The organism is Clostridium sp. AF22-10, from assembly GCF_003478725.1.
GTDB classification, from domain to species: Bacteria; Bacillota; Clostridia; order Lachnospirales; family Lachnospiraceae; genus Otoolea; species Otoolea fessa.
Genome location: NZ_QUFZ01000001.1, coordinates 25474 through 47918 on the forward strand (window position 1 = coordinate 25474; position 22445 = coordinate 47918).

Annotated in this window: 19 protein-coding genes and 8 tRNA genes; 6 read left to right on the top strand and 21 right to left on the bottom strand. The window is 49.2% G+C overall.

Translation table 11 applies throughout. The features are described from left to right. Window positions 1-26: 26 nt before the first annotated feature. The 9 genes from DWX91_RS00075 to DWX91_RS17685 all read right to left on the bottom strand — a co-directional run bounded on the left by DWX91_RS00075 (window position 27) and on the right by DWX91_RS17685 (window position 12903). Window positions 27-971 (bottom strand): hypothetical protein, encoded by a 945-nt coding sequence (locus DWX91_RS00075; RefSeq protein ID WP_022358976.1) that lies wholly within the window; start codon window positions 969-971, stop codon window positions 27-29. Between the two features lie 82 nt (window positions 972-1053). Further along, complete coding sequence (locus tag DWX91_RS00080; RefSeq protein WP_118538144.1) at window positions 1054-4956, bottom strand: Ig-like domain-containing protein; 3903 nt, start codon at window positions 4954-4956, stop codon at window positions 1054-1056. Window positions 4957-5072: 116 nt separating this feature from the next. Further along, window positions 5073-6686, bottom strand: a complete 1614-nt coding sequence (locus DWX91_RS00085; RefSeq protein ID WP_147353127.1) for a DUF6273 domain-containing protein — start codon at window positions 6684-6686, stop codon at window positions 5073-5075. Between the two features lie 648 nt (window positions 6687-7334). Further along, entirely contained in the window at window positions 7335-8786 is a 1452-nt protein-coding gene (locus DWX91_RS00090) for a 4Fe-4S dicluster domain-containing protein (protein ID WP_118472150.1), read from the bottom strand. 15 nt (window positions 8787-8801) lie between these two features. Further along, window positions 8802-9986, bottom strand: a complete 1185-nt coding sequence (locus tag DWX91_RS00095) for a SpoIIE family protein phosphatase (RefSeq protein ID WP_022358980.1) — start codon at window positions 9984-9986, stop codon at window positions 8802-8804. Continuing rightward, window positions 9987-11702: a [Fe-Fe] hydrogenase large subunit C-terminal domain-containing protein gene (locus tag DWX91_RS00100; protein WP_118472151.1), complete on the bottom strand. Its 1716-nt coding sequence runs from the start codon at window positions 11700-11702 to the stop codon at window positions 9987-9989. Between the two features lie 37 nt (window positions 11703-11739). Continuing rightward, the gene (locus DWX91_RS00105; protein ID WP_022358982.1) at window positions 11740-11985 is read right to left on the bottom strand and encodes a (2Fe-2S) ferredoxin domain-containing protein; all 246 of its coding nucleotides are present in this window, start codon (window positions 11983-11985) and stop codon (window positions 11740-11742) included. A 304-nt stretch (window positions 11986-12289) separates the two neighbouring features. After that, window positions 12290-12616 carry an HAD-IA family hydrolase gene (locus DWX91_RS17680; protein WP_412693783.1) on the bottom strand — a complete coding sequence of 109 codons (327 nt, stop codon included), beginning with the start codon at window positions 12614-12616 and terminating at the stop codon, window positions 12290-12292. Beyond that, entirely contained in the window at window positions 12613-12903 is a 291-nt protein-coding gene (locus DWX91_RS17685) for a hypothetical protein (RefSeq protein WP_243024609.1), read from the bottom strand. The genes DWX91_RS17680 and DWX91_RS17685 overlap by 4 nt, the downstream gene beginning before the upstream one ends. Window positions 12904-13091: 188 nt before the next feature. Here DWX91_RS17685 and DWX91_RS00115 point away from each other — a divergent pair, with 188 nt between their 5' ends. Further along, the gene (locus DWX91_RS00115) at window positions 13092-13427 is read left to right on the top strand and encodes a cyclic-di-AMP receptor (protein ID WP_022358984.1); all 336 of its coding nucleotides are present in this window, start codon (window positions 13092-13094) and stop codon (window positions 13425-13427) included. Between the two features lie 149 nt (window positions 13428-13576). Here DWX91_RS00115 and DWX91_RS00120 read toward each other — a convergent pair. From DWX91_RS00120 to DWX91_RS17690, 10 genes are all read right to left on the bottom strand, one after another. Beyond that, window positions 13577-13660 (bottom strand) — tRNA-Leu (locus DWX91_RS00120). Window positions 13661-13671: 11 nt separating this feature from the next. Then, a tRNA-Leu gene (locus tag DWX91_RS00125) sits at window positions 13672-13751 on the bottom strand. 277 nt (window positions 13752-14028) lie between these two features. Continuing rightward, window positions 14029-14101 (bottom strand) — tRNA-Ala (locus DWX91_RS00130). A gap of 103 nt (window positions 14102-14204) precedes the next feature. Beyond that, window positions 14205-14277: transfer RNA gene (locus tag DWX91_RS00135), tRNA-Thr, on the bottom strand. A 233-nt stretch (window positions 14278-14510) separates the two neighbouring features. Beyond that, window positions 14511-15275: a 23S rRNA (guanosine(2251)-2'-O)-methyltransferase RlmB gene (gene rlmB / locus DWX91_RS00140; RefSeq protein WP_022358985.1), complete on the bottom strand. Its 765-nt coding sequence runs from the start codon at window positions 15273-15275 to the stop codon at window positions 14511-14513. 19 nt (window positions 15276-15294) lie between these two features. Beyond that, a complete protein-coding gene (locus tag DWX91_RS00145) occupies window positions 15295-15732 on the bottom strand; it encodes a Mini-ribonuclease 3 (RefSeq protein ID WP_107000477.1) in 438 nt (145 codons plus the stop codon). Next, complete coding sequence (gene cysS, locus DWX91_RS00150; protein ID WP_107000478.1) at window positions 15717-17126, bottom strand: cysteine--tRNA ligase; 1410 nt, start codon at window positions 17124-17126, stop codon at window positions 15717-15719. Before cysS ends, DWX91_RS00145 begins: the two co-directional genes overlap by 16 nt. Window positions 17127-17144: 18 nt before the next feature. Further along, window positions 17145-17720, bottom strand: a complete 576-nt coding sequence (ispF, locus tag DWX91_RS00155) for a 2-C-methyl-D-erythritol 2,4-cyclodiphosphate synthase (RefSeq protein WP_107000479.1) — start codon at window positions 17718-17720, stop codon at window positions 17145-17147. Window positions 17721-17817: 97 nt separating this feature from the next. Then, the gene (locus DWX91_RS00160) at window positions 17818-18633 is read right to left on the bottom strand and encodes a diacylglycerol kinase family protein (RefSeq protein ID WP_243098932.1); all 816 of its coding nucleotides are present in this window, start codon (window positions 18631-18633) and stop codon (window positions 17818-17820) included. After that, entirely contained in the window at window positions 18630-18764 is a 135-nt protein-coding gene (locus tag DWX91_RS17690; RefSeq protein WP_412693784.1) for a hypothetical protein, read from the bottom strand. The genes DWX91_RS00160 and DWX91_RS17690 overlap by 4 nt, the downstream gene beginning before the upstream one ends. Window positions 18765-19005: 241 nt before the next feature. Here DWX91_RS17690 and DWX91_RS00165 point away from each other — a divergent pair. From DWX91_RS00165 to DWX91_RS00185, 5 genes are all read left to right on the top strand, one after another. Further along, a tRNA-Val gene (locus DWX91_RS00165) sits at window positions 19006-19078 on the top strand. Between the two features lie 18 nt (window positions 19079-19096). Then, window positions 19097-19170, top strand: a tRNA-Met gene (locus tag DWX91_RS00170). An 8-nt stretch (window positions 19171-19178) separates the two neighbouring features. Next, window positions 19179-19251 (top strand) — tRNA-Val (locus DWX91_RS00175). Window positions 19252-19269: 18 nt separating this feature from the next. Then, window positions 19270-19343 (top strand) — tRNA-Met (locus tag DWX91_RS00180). A 332-nt stretch (window positions 19344-19675) separates the two neighbouring features. Further along, window positions 19676-20341: a phosphatase PAP2 family protein gene (locus DWX91_RS00185; RefSeq protein ID WP_107000973.1), complete on the top strand. Its 666-nt coding sequence runs from the start codon at window positions 19676-19678 to the stop codon at window positions 20339-20341. Window positions 20342-20629: 288 nt separating this feature from the next. Here the strand turns inward: DWX91_RS00185 and DWX91_RS00190 are convergent, their stop codons facing one another. Continuing rightward, window positions 20630-21649, bottom strand: coding sequence for a glycosyltransferase family 2 protein (locus DWX91_RS00190; protein ID WP_107000480.1), 1020 nt, complete (start codon window positions 21647-21649; stop codon window positions 20630-20632). 14 nt (window positions 21650-21663) lie between these two features. Then, window positions 21664-22257, bottom strand: a complete 594-nt coding sequence (locus DWX91_RS00195) for a hydrolase (protein WP_118491577.1) — start codon at window positions 22255-22257, stop codon at window positions 21664-21666. Window positions 22258-22445: the final 188 nt, after the last annotated feature.

Sequence of the window (22445 nt, forward strand, 5' to 3'; positions counted from 1 at the left end):
TTAACACCGGCAGTCCCTCGTTTTCTTTATTTTTCAGTTCCCCAAACTGATTTCAGCAGCGAGATAATCCCCTTTTCATACTCCTGTCTTGATATTTCCTGTCGTCCCCACTGTTCTTCTATCTGCCCCATCGGTGCCTGTATTTTCTCCCAGGCAGCCTCGGAAATCGTCCCTTCTCCCCGCATACTCAAGGTCAGCGCCAGCACATTGGCAAGACTGTCCGGATCCGCTTCATACTCCTTTCTTCTCTGCTCCCGCTCCTTATTCTCATAGCGGTAAAACTCCGTCTCAAAGTCAACCGGATATGTTTTCGCATTTGAAAATAGCGGCAGGCTGGAGGTCGGATCCGTCGCATACCACTGCGTGCCGATCCGCACCAGGCACGCATCATGGAGATATTCCGGCGTGTAGGTCACACACTCCAGCCCTACGATCTGGCATAGGAACTGAAATTCTTCCGCGAAATCCCGGCAGACGCCAACGCCTCCTTCCAAAACCGGGAAATCCTTTGCCTCTTCCGGCGAACCGTAATGATTCTGGTTAAAACCTCCCTCTCCGTTTGCAATCCGGTTATGCACATACAGAAGACGCGTTTTTTCATCCAAATGAATCCAGTCAAAACTATTGACAAATTTCTGCAGTTCTTCGACCGAAGCCCAGCTATAATTTGCTTTCGGTTCTCCCTTCGTATTCCACCCTGGATTTGCTTCCCCCGGATAACGGACTGCCTCTTTCAGGTAATATTCCGGATCACTGATCTCTGGGTGCTGCTCTGAAAAAATACTTCCATTTCCATAAAAACTCATCTCTCCATTCTGCCACTCCCATCTCAGACTCTCTGTGTCCTTCCATTCACCGCCATGCGTCCCCTGATTGCCCGCATAAGCGCTGAAACCTCCGGCTGCGATCATGGCTGCTGCCAGTACGGCTGTACATCCCGATTTATTGGTTGTTTTCTTATCCTGTTTCATTTTTATACCCCCATTTTTTATTCTTTTCGTGTCATTCCACTTCATTTTCCTGTTTGCCTCTGTTTTTTTCTCTCCTCCTCTCTCAGCTTCTCGTCTGTACTATTCCGTCCAGCACCCAGGAACCATCCGCATTGACTAAATTCCCATCGGGGGTGTGCATATTTCGATACAAACGTCCCCTCATTCCATCAGATTTTTCCTGAAAATAGTAACAATGAAACACTCCATCGCTTCCCGGCAGCCAGTTCCAGCCAGTCAGCATACGCCCCTGTGTTCCATCCATTTCCTTCCAGAGATAATATGTGTTTCCATCCACATCCGTATACCAGCCGTTCACCATCCTGCCATCTGCATCAAATCGGAACCAGTCAAACGTACTCTGCCCCTTTGCCGGATCGGCATATGGATTGTGGACAGCCGCCCACTCAGAAGCATAGCTTCTACCGCCCGCTTCAAACTGCCAGCTTCCATCTGCATTCTTCCGCCAGTTTCCAGCTACTACATATTCCGGTATGGCTGCCGCATCCGCATTCTGCCCGGGGCATGCCTGTCCTTCTGTCAGATTTCCAATACCCGCTCCTGTCAAACCACTGAACCCCGATGCCGGTCCGGTTGCATTCGCTGCACTGCTTCCTGCCGCTGCCCCCTTTCCAGAAGAAGAGCCTCCACCCAAGCCGCCGCCCGAATGAGAACCTCCGCCCGAATGGGAACCTCCGCTGTATGTCTGATCGACCGCCTCATACTGAATTGTGACTGCCGCACGGTCCGTGAAGCCACCATCCTCGGTTTTCACGGTCACATATGCCGTATGGCTGCCTGATTTTAAGTATTGACGGTCAAGCTCCTGTATCCAGGAAGCCGTCGTATTGACCGTCACGGTTCCATCCGATGATACATACAGCGAATCATCACTTGCCTGATATGTCACTTTCTGGTTAAACGCCTGCGCCGGAAATACCGACACTGCCAGCTTTTTCGCACCGGTTCCCGTCCATGCCTCCACCGGACGATAACCTGCCCCCGTCCGGGTGCGTTTGATCTCGTATTGCAGCGTTTTCGGTATAAGGCTGATGCCTTCCACACAAATCTTCGATTCGTCCACTGTCCGGAAATCCACCTGTACTCTGCACGATGCCGTCTGCCGGTTTCCAAGCATATCATCGCCGATCACTGTCACCTTCGTCGTGCGGCTGCCGGAAGCTGTCTGTATTTCATACGGTGTATTCACATGTCTGCCCTGATCTGCCGCGATCAGATCCCGGATCCATTTTGCATCCTTTTTCGCCTGCACACCGGCAGACTTGTCCTCTCCGTCCACCGAAATCAGTGCTGCGTCACCGACAGTCCACGATATATCTTTCCGGTCAAAATAATCGGGTGTAAAAGACGCACTCAAGACCTGCGGTGCCGTAACCCGGATCGTTTCATCTGGATGTTTCCGATTTCCGTTTAATGTCCGCACCACCTCAAATTTCAACTGATCCTGATTTAGTGCCGCACCCTCATTGGCTACATAGGTCTGATCCTTGATCTGGAACGTAACCTCAATCCGCGCATTTCCCCGGCACGGCTTCCCATCAAAGCTCGCCGCCGGTTTCGTCTCTGCCGTCAGCACCGCTACGCCGCCGTTCTGATACCCTGCTCCGTATATGTCGCTTCCGATCGCATACTGGTATCCGCGGTCTGCCTGCTCTTTTTCCAGTTTCCGGACTATATCAGTGATAAACGAACTATTTAAATTTACCTGGACTGACGCGCTCTTTTTCGTATAACCATTTTCCTCATCGTCATTTGGAAGTAACGTAATCAAATCTGAATCATCGATACTCCAGCGCACCGATGCATCCGCCACATCATTATTCCGATCCACAATCGCCTGCACCGTCACCGGCTGCACCTGTGTTCCCGCCTGCAGATTTCCATGGATGTACGTCGCAATTAATTTTCCATTTCCATCCATCACGCGTGTGACTTTCGTCGGATGTTTCCGGTTTCCGGTCCGCTCCTGCACCACCTGGAATTTCGTCACGCCCGGCGTCAGCCCGACCGAAACTGCCACCTTTTTATAAACCGCCGACACCTGCGTATTTTCCTCCGGCATCGTAAAACAATACTCGCCACCATTTACATAAGTAGTATCTTTCCTGCTCTTCCCACGCGTATACGTCGGAACTCCCTCCATCTGAAAGCGCGCTTTTTCCGCCTGCTTTGCCGAGGTGCTGACCGTCACCGTCTTTCCCGGTGCCACCGCACCTCGGTGTTTTTTATCGAGTGTCCGGTAATACGCGCCATTTCCCCGTGCTTCCAGCACTGCCACATCGTAATAATTCGTTCCATTGGAGACGGTATCGATCTGCGGAATCGTAATCAGATAACCACGGACCGGGCGTCCCGCATCATTTGGTGCAAAATGGTCAAGATCATATCCCACCGACTCCGCATCCATCTCCCCGCCTAGCTCTTCATCCACAATCGAGAGAATCCCCTGTTCCAGTTCTTCATAAAAATATCGCTCGTCCACATCCCGCGTGACACCGCCGGATACCAGCGTGAAGAAATTGTCCTTCGCGTGGGAATATCCGATGTGCGCCGCATATGTATACTGATTATCATCTGAAATGCCGCTTCCACAGACATTGTTTGCGATTTTCGCCTCCGTATCCGCAAACAGGTACGCGATGTCATCCCCATATTTAAAATAATTAGCTGGTGCGCGGTATCCGATGAAGGTTCCTCTGTGTCCGGCAGCCCCGGTTCCCGACTGACCGATCATTCCCTCAAACCGCCCCACTTTCAAGTCTCCGCTGATTCGTTCTCCAACGAGTCCTCCGACATTCTGGCTGCCAGAACCGCCGATCGTGCCATTTACATAGGTATTGTAGAGAGCCGCCCCATTCTGAAGCCCCACGATTCCGCCGACAGTCGCATCCGTTCCCTGAATCCGCGAGGTACTGTTATCCCCGGTGCGGACCTGGCAGTCAATGATACGAGAATCATCCGCCGCTTCCCCGGCGATTCCGCCCGCAAGTGCCTGCGCTCCGGCTGCACGTCCCGTCGTTCGGACGGTTACCTGTGCCATTCCGTTTTCCACCGTGCTGCCTTCCATGTGCCCGATCATTCCACCGACCGCTCCGGTTCCTCCCACATCGCCTTTTACCTGACAATTAAAAATCTTGGAATCCTTCGCATTTCCTGCCAAAATTCCCACCTGACGCACTCCTTTGACCGGCTTTCCTGGTTCCAGCGTTAGATTTCGGATCTCCGCCCCTTCCAGCGCTCCAAAGAATCCAACATTCGGCGAACTGCCTCCTGCAAACCGGAAATTTGAAATCTTATAACCGTTTCCATCCAGATTTGCCGTAAACGGGTGCGTCACCTCCCCTGAAAATTCCGAATCATCCCGGTAATAACCGATCGGATTCCAGTCCATTCCTCCCAGATCGATGTTCGCCGTCAGCTCAAACCATGCGCCCCGGTAATCCCCCACGATCTCTTCTTCCACCTCGCCGTAATCCGGCTGCATGCCAAACGCCGCCAGGAAGCTAAGTCCCATCAGCTGATGTTTCGTGCGTATCTGATACGGTTTTTGTTTCGTTCCAAGTCCATGTGTTCCATCCAGAAAGCTCAAATCCGCCACATCCCAGTTTTCCCAGAGATTTCCGAGGCTGGCGCTGACGCTAACGCGCGGCATGATTAATTGTGAAGGAGTTGCCTCTATGACTTTGGAAGAACGTAATTCAGAAGGAGTTGCCCTCACATCCGCATTCATAAGCTCACTGGACGATGCAGCCCGTTTCTGCCATTCTTTCCGCCTTTTTATGGCATCGTCTGTATCATCCAACTTTTCCTTCCTTTCCGAAACAATCCCCAAATCCCAATCCTCAAACACAAACCCGCTCGCCGCAAACGCCGGCAGCGTCGCCGACAAAAGCATCGTCGTCATCACCGCAAATGGAATCACTTTTTTCATCTTCTTTTTCCCCATACACGTTCCCCTCTTTCCCCAAACATTAGATTGATTTCCCCTTGTCCAATCTTTTCTCCTAATCAAACTGCCAAACAGCTTCACTCCCGCTTTCCAAGCTCAACAAGTATTCTTTTTTACATCTGTGACAGTGCAAATGCCGGACGTACTCCATATGTCTCACTGTCCGTCCTCACCGGACGCAGACAGCCATTTACCAGATCAACGCCATAAATCTGCTGATTATAAATGAATTTCCCGTTTTCATCCTGCAAATAAAAAGGCGTCCGCAGATAATATCCCTGTGAATAGGCACTGACCTGACTTTGTGGGTTATCATCCCCGGAATCAAACCGCCATAGATATTCCCGGTACGCAAGTGCCTCTTCCAATGACAGGCAGAAAAGCTGGTCGTTCATAAACTGAAAACCAATATCATGACGCGCCAGTTCCCGCCCGGACGTCTGCGAAAATGCACCAGCCGCCGTGCTTCCCGTGTACGCGGTCTGGATTCCCGTATGGATCGGTTCCAGACAGAAACTGCTGTTCTGACTGTTTTTCTGCAGCCATGCGCGCACCTGCGAAGTTTTATAATTATTGTCTTTGCCAAACGAGAAAATCTTCATCTTTTTTCCCGGTGCCGTGTCCACATCCGCCCGGATCACGCGGTCACAGAGAAACAGCGCTGCTTTCCGGTGTTCATTCTGCCAGTCATGGTAATCGTCGTCGATACAGGTAAATGACAAAATCTCTCCGCCCACCTCGCGCATCTGGACATCGCCCTCCTTCCAGATCACTTTTTCGGGCATTTCACTTTCACTCCAATCCACGCTTCCACAGCGGTCACAGATTTGATCCCCGTTTTCATCCAGGTGCCCCAGCGCCGGAAGGCGCTCTATCTTTTCTTTCTGACATCGTCCGCAGACATACACTGCCCGCCCATTCTTTAAGCAATCATTTTCCTCCCACTCCCATTGGCTCCACTGATGCGTACAAGTACGGTCATCCCAGTTTCTCCGCACCCGGATGCGCGTGATGATATATTCCTTTCCATCCACCGAAAAGGAATCCTCTTCTACCTCAGAATAAACTGCGTCGTATTCCACCCCGATTGTTTTTGCCGACGGTGTAAAATCCTGACCAATCAGATAAAATTCATGCCACGCTGCATCCCCGATCGCAGATACCAGATTCCGGATCCTGGCATCATTTTCCGACTGATTTTGAACGGTCAGACCGGAACCGCTGCCCGATACCGCCGCATCCTCGCGCCCAAATATGGCGCACTCCGCCTCCCATGCACTCTGTTTCCATCGTTCCAGGCGTTTCCGAAGCGCCAGCATGGCGGCATCCTCCTCTGCTCCCATTTCTGGAACCTTGCCGCCTCTTTCATATTTGATATAAATTTTTTCAGTTCCTGTTCCATACAGTTCAAATATTTGCGGTGACTGTACCGCTGATTTCCAGATATGCCCGTCGCTCCCTATGATTTGCTCTGGGAAAGATACGTTCAGGGAAGTTCCTTCCAAAACTTTGCCCGTCTGCGTATGAAATATAAGATGATTTGCATTCTCAGCATCTATAAATGAAACGCTGTAGCCGACTATGACAGCTTTTTCTGCCTGTTTCACTGCATTTTCAGCTGCCAGCGCCATTCTACCGGATGAAAATATCAATATCAGTGATATTCCCAAAATGGTACCATTCCGGCAGCGACACCCTTTATGAGCCCCCATGTTTATTTTTAACAACTCAAACCTCCCCCCTCAAATCTTTTTCACATCCCTTTTCTTATCCTCTTTCGCAAGTTATATAAGGTTACTGTTCACGCATACGTGCCCAGTAACGGAATTTGCCGTGGCTTCGCATTTAAATACGGCAAATTCCTGCTGCCACCACGTTTTCTTACGGCACTTTCGGTTCCAAAAGTGCCTACCTGTGAACAGTAACTATATAAGTTCTAATTTGATTCAAAACACACTCTCACTCTGAGTCAGACAGCGGTTCTTTCCGTCTATAAAAAGCTTTCATTTTGCATTGCATATATCATATAATATATTGCACATTTTTTATAACGATACAGTTATCCGATTCTCCCAAATTTTCCTAAATCATCGAATTCTGTGCGAAACGCACCTCACAAATTACCAGAATAAAAAGATAAATTAGAACGAAACCACCTGCGACCGCAGTTCATTTCGATAAGATATATTGAGTTTAACACATCTATTCTCTAAATGCAAGAACTCTTTTGGAATTTTCACAACGAAAAACGCCCGCCCCAGAAAATAAAATTCATATCCCAAATTTCATTTTCCAGAGCAGACACTTTCCCACTAACTCATATATAAATTCCTATTTATTTTATCTCAGCCACATTCTCCCAAGGGTATCCCACATCAATGCCGATGCATCGAGAACGACGACATATCATACGCCTTCAGGTTCTCATGTACTTCTCTTGCATCTGCCTCGGCGATGAGTTTGTCTCTCGACTTCTTCGCCTCCAGCTCGGCTTTGTGCTTGCTCGGTCCGCCGACACAGCCGCCGACGCACGCCATACCCTCGATGAAGTCCTCCGGCAGACGTCCCACTTTCAGAAGAAGAAGGGCCTTCTTACACTCAGCCGCACCGTTGCAGCGTGCTACCTTGATATCGGTATTCTCACCAGACTCCTTCAGACATTCTAATACCGCCGCTGTTACGCCGCCGCCGTTGCCGAAGCGTTTTCCAAATACACTGGCTTCCTGAATACTGTTCTCTTCCGGCTCCAGATTTACGTCTTTCGCCCGCATCATCGCACGGATCTCTCCGTAGGTCATCGCATAGTCCGCATTGCCCTGGATATTCAGATCCAGCGTCTCGCTCTTCTTCGCGATACACGGTCCGATAAAGACGGTGACAACCTCCGGATCCTGCGCCTTCAGCATACGTGAGATCGCACACATCGGGGAAACCGTCGTAGACATATTGTCAAGCAGCTGTGGGAAATGCTGTTTGATCATGTTGACAAATGCCGGACAGCAGGAGGTCGTCATCTTCTTGCCCTCTTTGTAAGCTTCCGCCCACTCTTCTGCCTCGGCTGCCGCGGTCATATCGCCGCCCAGACCAACCTCGATCATATCTGCAAATCCAATCTTCTTTAAAGCTGTTTTCCAGCTTGCAAACGTGATGTCTGGTCCAAACTGGCCTTCGGTCGCCGGTGCCAGCATCGCTACGACCTTTTTGCCTGCGTTGATCAGGCGGATCACATCGACCATGAAGGTCTTGGAACCGATCGCACCGAACGGGCAGGAATGGATGCAGGCGCCACACTGGATACATTTTTTCTCATCGATCACACATATACCATACTCATCGTAGGTAATCGCATCCACTGGGCAGACCTTCTTACACGGGCGCTCCAGATGGGCAATCGCATTGTATGGGCATGCCTGGGAACACTTTCCGCACTCGCGGCATTTATCTGGGTCGATGTGCGCCTTGGTATTTCCCATGCTGATCGCTCCAAACGGACAGGAGTTCTGGCAGGCTTTACCCATACATTTACGGCAGTTATCGGTGACTGTGTAGGACGCAATCGGGCACTCCTCACAGGCTGCATTGATAACCTGTACGACGTTGTTTGTATTGCGGTCAGACGGACATTTACCTTCTGCCAGACGGATTCTCTGGCGGACAATCTCTCTCTCCTTGTATACACAGCAGCGGTACTGTGCCTGCGGACCAGGGCTGATTTTGTACGGAATATCGTCTCTTCCGTCCTCTAACTGATCATTCCAGGCAAGCTTTGCTACCTCATAAAGTATCTCATGTTTGATGCGCAGAATTGTCGCGTCATTCGTTACCATGGTTTATCCTCCTTATTAATAATACGTTACCGTAACTTTCTTTCCCATACCTTCGACTGCTTCTTTTAGCTGTTTGACCAGGTTCTGGCGGATTCCCAGATCAAACGCCATCCCTGGATTCTGGTAGGCGCTGTTCGCCGCCGTTCCCACAAACATATGTAATTCCGTGCAGTCTTCTATCAAAATCTTCGCGATCATGGACGCACCATTTTTCTTGTCCAACTCGCTGAAAAACTCAGAACTTAAATCGCATTCGATCAGATAGCGTTTCAGAAGTTCGATCGCTTTCCGCAGCGTCAGGACTCCCTCCGTCACCAGATCGATGCCTTCCATAAAAGCGATCGGCGGAATATCCGGGTCGCTGTAATCCATTGATACCCGCAGCGGTCGTCCCAGCTCCCGCGACAGGATCGTCGCGCTGGTTCCGCCCGATACAATGTGCTTTGCCGACTCATCTTTCATAAAATCCGCCGTGATCGTCTCATCGTCATTGCGGTCGAGCGGCGGTCCCGTCATCAGGTTGACCGGTTTCCGGTCAATGATCCGAGCTACCACAACCGTCGTATCATCGCCCGGTTTTCCCTCGTAAATCTGGCTGCATTCCGCACAGAGTGCCGCCGCCATACGTGCCGACGAAAGAGAGGTCAGACATTGTTCCGAAACAAACTCTGCCACCGACTCCCACGGCCAGCCAAATTTATATTTGCCGCTCTTTCCGACTCCCGCGTGCGTCACGCCGTCGCTGACAAGTACCAGCGCATCACCCTTCTGAACCTGGAACCGGCACTCGCTGATCTCCTTGTCCTTGACGAGACGCTTGTATTTCTGCAGCTCCACCACATGACCACAGCGCAAAAAAATGCATCGCGGGTTATCATATTCAACTAAATATACCTCGCCGTTGTTGAAAATCTGGAGAATCGAGAACGTCGCATACGCCACCTGTCTCGTCTGACAGATCGGAAGCGTCTGCACAATCGTCTCCACACATTCCTCCAGCGTGGCTCCATTTAAAAACATCGTACCCAGAATCTTTGCCGTCAGCGTCGAAAGAATATTCGCCTTGACGCCGCTTCCCATGCCGTCCGCCAGAATGATAACGTCCGAATCTTCCGTTTTCAGGCACTCTACCGTATCGCCGCACAGGATCTCTGAATACTTATTCAGACTTTTAAACGTGACATCTACGGTTACTCCCATTTATCGGACCTCACTTTCGCTCTCATCGTCAATCAGGGAACAAAGCTTCATCAGGGTTGTCTTCGTCTCCGCCGTCGTCTCACCCAGGAGTCCGGCAATATTCTGTGCAACCATCATCTGTTTGTAAATGACATTCTGTGCCAGATCAATGGTCGCCTTTTTCTTGGCATATTCCTGTTTTGCCTGTTTTTCCTCGCGCGTCACATCAATGATCGTGGCAATGACAAAATTGCCGTCATCGATATACGCAATGTTTTGAAGCGTCACAAGATTCCGATCCGGATAGATCACTTTCCGGCTGTGGACGCTTGTGTGCGTCCGGAATACCTCGCGTACATCCTCGGCGTTGATAAAGTCCTCCAGCGGTTTTCCCTTGATCGCCTCCGGTTTGACGCCGAAATACATTTCTGCCGCCACCGAACACTCCTGGATCCGCATATCATCGTCGATGATCATGATCAGGTTCGGGGACGTATCCATCACCAGATGAGACAGTGACTGCGCCCGGTCATGCAGGTACGGAATACACATATCGACCTCCGCCTTTTTCTGGAAAACAGCGATTGCCTTCTCCCGGCAGGTCGGATAACCGCACGCACCACAGTTTAATTCCTGCTCCGGCGTCATCTTGCCCGTCTTTTTCAAGATCTCCCGGATCTCTTCCTCGGTCGGAATCCGCTCCTTCTGGGAACGATCCACAAACGTCCGGTGAATCTCCACCTGGCGCGCCGCCTCATGCATCAGGGATAGATCTGCCGGTTCCTTCGGAAGCATCGCTTCCAGATCCAGCTTAACTTTAAAACTCGACACTGAGGTCGCCGTGGACGGTCCATTGACACAGCCTCCATGACAAGCGTTCATCTCGATGAAACAGCCAGCCACCTCGCCGGTTTTCATCGCCTCACAGACATCCAGGCAGTCCTTAACGCCGCTGACGTAGAACTTGCGGTACTTGTCCGGTTTCTTCTGGGTCGCCGTCACCGCCGTAAGCAGTCCGCCGCTGACCGGATAACGCAGGTTCGCGCCCGGTTCACGATCTTCGAACGGTTCTTCCTCACATGCTTCGATCTCGATCTGTTCCTCTGACAGCCACTGTTTTAAATCCTCAAATGTGAGGACTGCATCGGGCTTCACAACCCTGTTTTTCTCTTTTTCCGCGATACACGGTCCGATCACGACTACCTTCGCCGCCTCGCCGAACTCCGCGTGCAGCATGCGCGTATGGATCCCCGACGGAATCAGCACCGGTGCCAGATATTTGATCAGTTCCGGATAATGAATCTCAATCAGGTTCACGATACTCGGACAGGCAGTTGTGATGATATTTTTCATCTCGCCCTGCTCTAATAAACGGACATACTCTTCCGTCGCCAGCGCGGCGCCCTCCGCCGCATCACAAACATTCGTAAATCCCAGCTTTTTTAATGCTGACTTGACCTGCCCCCGCTTTTTATACGGCAGAACCCCCATATAGGAAGACGACAGCGATGCAATAACCGGTGCGCCGCTCTCAATCAGCTTTTTGACCTTGGAAAGTTCGCTCGGAACACGTTTTGCCGACTGCGGGCAGTTCAAAAGGCACTGCCCACAGAGAATACAGCGATTTGGCATGATATATGCATGACCATCCCGGATCATGATTGATTTCACTTCGCAGCCCCGCACACATTTATAACAATGCTTACACATCGTCGCCTTAAAATCAATAATCGGCATAGACTCTCCCTCTCTTTTTGCCGTTATATGTAAACGATTACGCGTTCAGGCGTCCCAGAATCTCCTTCTGGAAAAATTCTTCAGTTGTCTCCGGTTTTACGGAATACAGTTCTCCATCTACCGTCACACAGACACCTTTACGGCAGTTGCCGCTGCAGAAATCTCCATTTAAATCCACCTCACTGTCCAGATGATTCTCTGAAACCAGCTTCTGCAGCTTCTGGATTACCTCGCGGGATCCTTTCAGATGACAGGCACTTCCGATACAAATCGATACTCTCATATAATGACCTCCTCACTATCCGTTATAAAACAGACGCAGCCTTTCACCGGAGATTCCCGGTCAAAAAACTGCCTGTTCACATGCATCTTCCAGGGGAATTTACTAAAAATGCATCTTTCCCCATTCTTCTTCATTATCTCATATTGTGATATTATTATCAATCAAATTTCTTTCTGATTTTGTATTTTTTTTAGACCATAAGTACCTGATTCCAAAACCTTTTCACTTTCTTTTCATCAGCTTATGACTCTCCCGGTGTTTTTTAGGAAAATAATCTTTTTATCGGGCACCTTGCACTGCTTTTCTATAATATTTCCATCTTCCCCATGTACGCCCGTAGCCTCTCCACATTCCCGTCCGCAAAACAGTAACCATCCATGCCGCAGCCCTTCGCGCTGTCGATGTTATCCTGACGGTCATCGATGAAAAAGCATTCTTCCGCTTTGAGATGAAATTTTTCAAACAATCTCTCATAGATCGCCGGATTCGGCTTCGCCAGCTTCTCCTCCGCTGAGACAAGCGTGCCATCAAAATATTCAATGCCCGGAATCTCCTGCTCGAACACACGCAGGCGCACGGAACAATTCGAGCAGAGGTAGATGCCGCAGCCCTTTTCTTTCAGTTCCTTCACCAGCTCTCCCATCCCCGGCTTTGCCAGATGTTGTACTCATGCCAGTGTTCCAGACTTTCCTTCGCCAGCCAGCGCAAATGTTCATTTGGCAGGCGTTTCTGAACCCGCTCCAGCGCCTGTGCATCCGTCAGCGTTCCCTCGTCTAAAAGCGACCACTCCTTCGAATCAAACAATTCGCGGCGCATCCACTCCACATCCTCCGGATTATCTGTGTACTCCCAGCACACCTTGACCGGATCATACTCCAGTAAAACCATTCCCATATCAAATACTATATTTCGAATCATACTTCTGCCTTTCTCTATTCCCGCAAATCTGCCGCCATTCCTGCGTCAGATGGAATTTTCAGTCCAAAAAATTCTCACCTGCAAGCAATCATAATCATTTATATTTTAACATAAATTTCTCATTTTTTTATTTCCATTTTCATAAATTAATGGTACAATAATAGAAAATTTTTCAGGAGGTACCGCTTATGAAAATGATTATCGCAATCATTGGCAGTGAGGACGCCGATGATTTAGTATATGAATTAAACCAGCACTCCTTCTTTGTCACCAAGCTTTCCACGATGGGCGGCTTTCTGAAAAAGAAAAGTACAACCCTGATGCTCGGTGTCGAAGATGAACGCGTCGAGGACGCCATTTCCATCATCAAAAAAATGTCCGGTGCCCGCGAGCAGCTTGTATACACGCCGCCGACCATGGCCGGAAACTGCTGCCCGACCGTCAATATGACCGTTCCGATGAACATGAAAGTCGGCGGAGCAACCGTTTTTGTAATAAATGTAGAAGAATTTCAGAAATTCTAATTTTTTGATTTATATTACAAATCCGAATCACAAAAGGGGCTTTCGCTTGCGCGTCTGCCCCTTTTTGATTCCTTTTATAGAAAAAGAAAAACTCCCGGAGAAATCATCTCTGGGAGTTCCACGCTGCACTCAGGTTCTACAGCTAATCATGCAGAAGAAGGGACTTGAACCCTCATGATGTTGCCATCACACGGACCTGAACCGTGCGCGTCTGCCAATTCCGCCACTTCTGCGTAATTTCTAGTGCGGGCAACAGGACTTGAACCTGCACACTCTCGTACCAGAACCTAAATCTGGCGCGTCTGCCAATTCCGCCATGCCCGCTTGCTTGTCTTTCTGACTCACAAGTGAGTTTATTATAACATAGGGTAGTTCAAAATGGAAGAGTTTTTTTTATTTTTTTGAATTTTTTCGAAAGTTCTTTTAGAAAAAATGTGCGGCAAATTCATCGATACTGAAAGTCCGTGTAATCTTTCGTGTAATCCTTGCACCGAAACGTGTGTACCTATAACGGAATATTTTGTTCCGCTTGAAATCTTAAAAACACAAAAAAGCCTTGAAAACAAAGGAAAAACCAGTGTTTTCAAGGCTTTCTCTATCATGGAGACAACGGGATTCGAACCCGCGACCTTTGCGTTGCGAACGCAACGCTCTCCCAGCTGAGCTATGTCCCCGTCCAAACTGTTATCATTATAGCACAACTGGAATGAATTGCAAGTAGAGAATAAAAAAAACGGAAACCCTTGTAAATCAAAGGCTTCCGTTCTTTTCTAGCAGAGCTGCTGACGGGAATCGGACCCGTGACCTCCGCACTACCAATGCGACGCACTACCGACTGTGCTACAGCAGCATCTTTTTGTTTTCGGCTCATCTCTAAGCTCGATTAGTTTATCATGATACAATCGTTTTGTCAACGGTTTTTTTGAATTTTTTTTATTTTTTTAAATTTCCCGTTTTTTTCATCGGATGCCTCCGTTTTCATTCGCAGACATCCGATTCTCATTTCCTATCTTTTCATATTTCTATATGATTCCAACGGGGAGGGGAGCAGCGGAATCGGTTGCCCGATACCTTTCACTTACCCTACATCATTCTCTGACGCACAATCTCATATGCCAGCACGCCAGCTGCCACCGATGCGTTCAGGGAGTCGATATCTCCCTTCATCGGGATCGATGCGATGAAATCACATTTTTCCCGCACCAGACGGCTGACACCTTCGCCCTCATTGCCAATCACCAGACCGATCGGTCCTTTTAAGTCGAGGCGGTACATGCTCTCTCCTCCCATATCGGCACAGACAAACCAGAGTCCTCTCTCTTTCAGCTCCTCGATCGTGGCTGAAATATTGGTTACCTTCGCCACCGGCGTATAATTCAGCGCTCCCGCCGAGGTCTTCGCAACCGTCGATGTCAGTCCCACTGCGCGGCGTTTCGGGATGATCACGCCATGTGCGCCTGCCAGATTGGCAGTACGGATGATCGCACCCAGATTGTGCGGATCCTCAATGCCATCCAGAATAAAGAGAAACGGCGGCTCACCTTTCTCTTCTGCCAGCTTTAGCATATCTTCCACCTCTGCATAGCGGTATGCCGCTGCCTGTGCAATCACGCCCTGATGCTTGCCGGTCTCAGAAAGCTGGTCGAGTCTCTCCTTCGCCACATAGTGGATGATCGTATTCTGCTTTTTTGCCTCTCTCGTGATCGTCTTGACCGGTCCATCCTGGCAGCCATCCAGCACAAACAGCTTATCCACCGTCTTGCCCGAACGGAATGCCTCTAAAACGGCGTTTCTGCCTTCGATCATCGTCTCTTCAAATCTATTTTCCTGCTTATTTTCCTGTTCCATCTATTTTCCTCATCATGATTTATAACGATATTAATTCTCCCATCTGTTCCAGCCCTTTTCCCAGAAGTTCTGCCATCCTGTCAAACTGCTCGGTCAGATAGAGATAGCCCATCAGCGCCTCAAATCCGGTCGCCATCCGGTAATCCTTCATCGTCGCGTGCTTCGGCATCGTAAAAGATTTCGCATTGCGTCCGCGTCGGTATGCCGCCTTCTCCGCATCCGTCAGCTCTTCCTCCAAAAGCAGATAAAAATGTGCCTGTGCGTCCGCCTTGACCAGGTTCGCCGTCTTCTTGTGCATCTTGTTGACCTGCATATTGCCGCGGTTCATGACAAGGGTGCGGATCGCCAGCTCATAGACCGCATCGCCGATATACGCCAGCGCCAGCGGGGAATACTCCCCCGCCTCAACATGTTTTAAATGCAGCGCTTCCTTAAACGCATTTAAGCCCGTTTCCATTTGACGCCCTCTCTCGTATCTTCCAGAATAATTCCCATATCGAGAAGCTGTCCACGGATCTCATCCGCCAGTGCGAAATTCTTGTCTTTTCTCGCCTGCTGGCGTTTTGCGATCAAGTCTTCTACTTCGCTGTCCAGAATCTCTTCCTTCTTCTCCGTGATAATACCGAGCACATCGCAGAGTTTGTCCATCGTCTCTTTGACATAAGAAACATATGCCTTCGTCGATGCTTCCGAAATCGTGGAGTTGCTCAGGCGTACAATCTCAAAAATAGCTGAAATCGCATCTGCGGTGTTGAAATCATCGTCCATCGCCGTCTCGAACTTCTGAACCAACTCCTCGACTGCTGCCTGATTCTGCTTCTCCTCTGCCGTCATCTCGCCCTCTTTCGCTGCTTTCAGGCAGTCTGCCTGATGCTCTGCCGCAGTGCGGATGCGCTCTAAGCTGTTTTTCGAAGCTTCCATCAAATCCGCGCTGAAATTGAGCGGGCTGCGGTACTGGGCGCTCAGCATGAAGAGACGCAGAACCTGCAAATCGTATTTCTCACTGATCTCACGCACGGTAAAGAAGTTTCCAAGAGATTTGGACATCTTGCGGTTATCAATATTTAAGAATGCGTTGTGCATCCAGTAGTTGGCAAAGGTCTTGCCGTTCGCGCACTCGCTCTGCGCGATCTCATTTTCATGGTGCGGGAAGATCAGATCCTCTCCGCCTGCATGGATATCGATGGACTCGCCAAGGTATTTCTTGGACATCTCGGAGCACTCGATATGCCAGCCTGGACGGCCCTGGCACCACGGAGACTCCCAGAACGGCTCTCCTTCTTTTTTCGGTTTCCAGAGAACGAAATCGGTCGGATCTTCCTTGCCTTCCTCGCCGGTTACCTTGATCTCACGGAAGCCGGACTGCAGATCGTCCAGATTTTTATGGGACAGTTTTCCGTACTCTTTAAAGGATTTGGTGCGGAAATAAACCGTGCCGTCAGCTGCCACATACGCATGTCCTTTTTCGATCAACGTATTGATCATCTCGATCATACCGCCGATCTCCTGAGTCGCCTGCGGATTCTTCGTCGCCGGTTTGACGTTCATCATCTCCATATCTTTTTTGCACTCTGCGATATAGCGCTTGGAGATCGTCTCCGCATCCACGCCCTCCTCGATGGCTTTCCTGATGATCTTGTCATCCACATCAGTAAAGTTAGATACATAGTTTACTTCGTATCCTTTGTACTCAAAATACCGGCGGACCGTATCAAATACGATCATCGGTCTTGCATTTCCAATATGAATAAAATTGTAAACGGTCGGTCCGCACACATACATCTTAACCTTGCCCGGTTCGATCGGCACAAACTCCTCTTTTCTGCGGGACAATGTGTTGAAAATTTTCATAACCTCATTACTCCTCTTCTATTTTAAATCTGCTTCCGGTGCTGCCTGACAGCCGCCACAGCCGCCGCATCCACCGCAAGCCGCTGCCTGCGTCATCATTTCACTATCATAACAGTAATTCTCCACTTCCGTCAACAGGGTAATCGCCTGTGAGGAAATGCCCTCGCCGCTGCCTGTAAAACCAAGCCCTTCCTCGGTCGTCGCCTTGACACTCACGCGGCTGACCGGAAGCCCCAGCGCATCTGCAATATTTTCTGCCATCTGTGGGCGGTATGCAGCCAGCTTCGGGCGCTGCGCAATGATCGTGGCATCGATATTTTCAATCACATAGCCGCGTTCCTGCAGAAGTTTCCCTACCTTTTTCAGAAGCTCGATGCTCGACGCACCCTCATATTCCGGATCCGTGTCCGGAAAATGCTGTCCGATGTCGCCCAGTGCCGCCGCCCCTAAGAGCGCATCCATCACCGCATGCACCAGCACATCCGCATCCGAATGTCCTAACAGCCCCTTCTCATACGGGATCGTCACGCCGCCTAAAATCAGTTCCCGATCCGGAACAAGTTTATGCACATCATATCCCTGTCCTATTCTCATCGTATTCCAGTTCCTTTCTTGATCATTTTGTAACTGTCCGGACTGCCCGCAGTTACTTTATTTGATGAATTATTTTATACTTTTGAAAAATATACACTTATCCAACAATTTTTAATTTACGCTCAATACAGCGGACTTCCAGATTGCTCTGGTACTGACAGCCCTCGCCGTCCACGTGAACTGCCATCGGGCGTTCCGTGTAGATCTGGACCTCCCGGCAGCTGAAGCACCGAAGCCCCCGGTTGTGGGAGCGCCGGAACAACGCCCGGAGCAGGGTTCCAAGCACCTGCCGCTTCGAGGCATGGCTGACAATGCAGACCTCCAGGTTGCCGTCGCTGCTGTCCGCCTTCGGCGCAAACCAGAATCCGCCGCCCTCGCAGGGTTGAATCTGTGCACTGATAAAATAAATATAATTAAATTCCACCCGGCGCGTTCCATCGAGCAAAATATACCCCCGGATCGGTTTCGCCTTCAAATACTGTATAAATCCCAGTATCCGGTACGACAATCGCCGCAGATGAATCCGGTTGCAGATATTTTTGATCGCCGAACGCTGCATATGCTGGCACACTTCCGCATCCAGCCCGATCCCCGCGCTGACGATAAAACGCCGATGTCGGAGCACATCATCGCCGTATGCAATCACACCATAATCGATCTGCCGGATCCGCCGCGCCTTAAAAATCCGGCGCAGTCCGCGCATCGGTCTTCTCGAAAGCCGGAGCCCGCGCGCCAGATCACTGCCTGTCCCCACCGGAATATAGCCCAGCGTCACCATGTCGCAGGAAACGATTCCGTCCACGACCTCATTCATCGTCCCGTCACCGCCCACGACCACAATCACCCGTGCCTCCTTGCAGTGGGACGTCAGCTTCTTTGCATACTCTGTCGCCTGCCCCGCATATTCTGTCAAATATGCTGATACTCAACCCCGTCCCGCACAAGCCGCTGCTCTATTTTCTTCCATATCTTATAGCCGCGGCCACTCTGTGAAGCGGGATTAATAATGAAATAATACATTACTCCATCCTCATATTTTGCCATAACGTCCCCTGCTTTCCGAAAATACAGAAACTCCCCTGCCGGGGCGTTATATTTTATCTTTTACCCTGCCAGAATACCTGTCACAGGATACAGCGCCATTACAATTTTGCATGAGATAAGTATACCATACTTCCTTTTAAATGATAAGAAAATTTCTATAAATTATTTTCTCAAAAGTGTTGACAATCTTGAAAATTTATATTATACTTGCAAAGCAGTCGTGATTTGTGCGAGTGTCAGCGGGATCTTAGCTCAGCTGGGAGAGCATCTGCCTTACAAGCAGAGGGTCACAGGTTCGAGCCCTGTAGGTCCCACTTTTCTAAATTTAATATGGCGAGATAGCTCAGTTGGCTAGAGCACGCGGTTCATACCCGCGGTGTCGAGGGTTCGAATCCCCCTCTCGCTATTTTATCTGGGATCTTAGCTCAGCTGGGAGAGCATCTGCCTTACAAGCAGAGGGTCACAGGTTCGAGCCCTGTAGGTCCCACTTTTTAAAATTTAATATGGCGAGATAGCTCAGTTGGCTAGAGCACGCGGTTCATACCCGCGGTGTCGAGGGTTCGAATCCCCCTCTCGCTATTGATGAAGCAGCTTGCAGTTGAGCAAGCTGTTTTTATTTTGCCTAAATTCACTCTAAAACTAACTTCCTATGTGAAAGGCGATAGCGCATATACCCTCACGGTTGACACATATATACAGCCGCATAAAATATATAAATCCAAAGTCCCTGTCCATCCATAAAATTTTTGTTTAACAAATTTCACATTCCATAACCTTTTTCTTAATATTTATAACAATCCCTATTTAGCCTTGAAGTTGGCGGGTGAGTGTGCTATAATCAGACGAACTTGGAGAGATGTTAAAATAATGTTAATTTATTTATGATAAAAAGAAAATCGAGGTTGATTGATATGAAACATTTTCTGAAGGAACTCCTGAAGAAATACGGGCATATATGGATTCTGGGATACGGATTTATCTATCTTCCGTGGTTTATGCATCTGGAAAAAACCGTGACCTCCAATTACCATATCATGCACTCATCGCTGGATGATATGATTCCGTTTAATGAATACTTCGTCATCCCATATTTACTGTGGTTCGCCTATGTGACCGCTGCGATTGCATACCTGTTCTTCAAGAACAAGGAAGAATATTACCGGTTATGTGCATTTTTATTTACCGGTATGACGCTGTCACTCTTAATCTGCACCCTGTTCCCGAATGGAACTGACCTGCGGACCGCCGTAAACCCGGACAAGAACCTCTGTTCCCGTCTGGTCTATATGCTCCACCAGGCTGACACGAACACGAATGTATTTCCAAGCATCCACGTGTACAATTCCATCGGAACCCACATCGCGGTCATGAAGAGTGAGTCTCTGAAAAAGCACAAAGTAATCCGGATTCTTTCCGGTATCCTGATGGTCGCTATCTGCATGGCAACTGTCTCGCTGAAACAGCACTCGGTTCTGGACGTCGCAGGCGCGATTCTTTTAAGCGCAGCTATCTATCCGTTAGTATATGCGGGAAGCACGCAGGAAGAGACAGAGAACGAACCAGAATATATTCGCTAAAGGATTTCTCAAGACAAGTAAACATAAGCTGGCGCCAAAGTATGACAGGTGCCAGCTTTTTATCTGCGATAAATCCCCCCTGCCGCAGCCATTACGAAAACTAGGTCTCTAACATTCATCACGTGGTAATCCCTTATCGAATCATATCTAATGATTGACATAGAATCAGAAAATCCGACCATCTGGAAACACTCGACTTTCCAGACGATCGGATCTTTTAATTTCACTTTTATGATAGATTTGATTTCGTTTTCTAATCCATATTATTTCAATTTTTATAATGAATTTCTAGTTAAACCCATAAAACTTCTGCGAAATCTTATAGCAGGCGATCGACACCTTCCGTCCGCCTTTTCCCGGCAGGTTTACGCCCTGTCCGAGGAAGCCCCAGCGCAGGCGCATATACAGCGTGAAATTCTGCTGTTTCAGATACTGCCACAGTTCTTTTTTCTTCTTCAGATTCTCCTCTGTCTCCGAGCGAATCGCCAGAATTGAAGTAACTGTCATCATGATCTCCAGATAGCGGACCATGTAGTGGCGCAGCTTTGGATTCTTGATCTTGGTCACATCGTAATATCCCAGCATCAGCTTCGTGACGAGTATCTGCTGATCAATACGGCTGATCATGACTTTTTCATTGACCGACTGATCGTCGCGTCCGATGAAATAGCGGTAGAAATTCACATCCAGGTAGTACATGGATTTTACGTGTGGAAGCGGCTGATATACAAAAATATTATCCACGTAGAACGTATGCTTTGGCAGTTCCAAGCCGCAGTTCCGAAGCATTTCCACACGGTAAATGACCGAATGCATCAGGATATACTGTCCCAGACGGAAGCCTCTTGCACCGTTCCAGTCGATGAGCTGGCGTTTTGGGAGCGCCATGTTGTAGTTCATAACTTTTTTGTGCTTCGCGCCCTGTTTTTCATAGACAAAATTCGTGATCAGCATATCCAGCGTCACATTATCATGGACGAATTTGCGCAGCGTGTCCAGGACCTCCATGTACGCTTCTTCGTTGACCCAGTCGTCGCTGTCCACGACCTTATAATAGACGCCCGTCGCATTGCGCAGTCCCGCATTGACGGCCTCGCCGTGACCACCGTTTTCCTGATGAATCGCCCGGCAAATCCCCGGATAGTTTCTCTCATACTCATCGGCAATCTCCGCCGTATTATCTTTTGTGGAACCGTCATCCACGATCAGGATCTCCACCTCATCGCCGCCCGGCAGCAGGGATTCGATGCAGTTACGCATATATGCCGCCGAATTGTAGCACGGAATCGCTACCGACAACAGTTTCATTGGTTTATTTTCTCTCAAAACTCCAGTTCCTCCATCTCTTTTTTGACCCGATCCTCACAGGAGCGCATGGCGAGAATCGTCTGTTCCATCAGTTTGTCTAATTCCCAGCCAAGCTGATCAGCCCCGCGGCGGATCACATCTCTGGAACATCCAGCCGCAAATTTCTTGTCCTTAAATTTCTTCTTAAGACTTGAAAGCTCCATGTCCTTGGTGCTCTTGGACGGGCGCATCTTCGCCGCCGCCCAGATAAGCCCTGTCAGCTCATCGGCTGCAAACAACACCTTTTCCATCTCATGTTCCGGAGCCACATCCACCCGTATGCCGTAGCCGTGGCTGACAACCGCATGGACTAAATCTTCCTCTGCGCCTCCGTCGCGCAGAAGCTCCGGTGCCCGCTCGCAGTGTTCTTCCGGATAAAGTTCAAAATCAATGTCATGCAGCAGTCCTGCCATGCCCCAGAATGCTTTTTCGTCCCCGTATCCCAGCTGCTCGGCATACCACTCCATGACGCCTTCCACGGTCAATCCATGTAAAATATGAAATGGTTCTTTATTATACTTGCGAAGGAGCGCAAGCCCCTGTTCTCTGCTCAGTGATGTCTGTTTCATCCTCCGTGCCTCTCTTTCTCTTTCCACGTTTCCGTGTCCAGATCCTTGTTTGAGTCCTGATTGGAAATATTTTTCTGTGCAAAAAATACATTCTTTTCAAGATTCTCAGTAATTCACACTATCTATAGTTATAACAAAATTAACCAGCAAAATAAAGCAGATTTTTGTAAACGTATTGTGAACAAGTC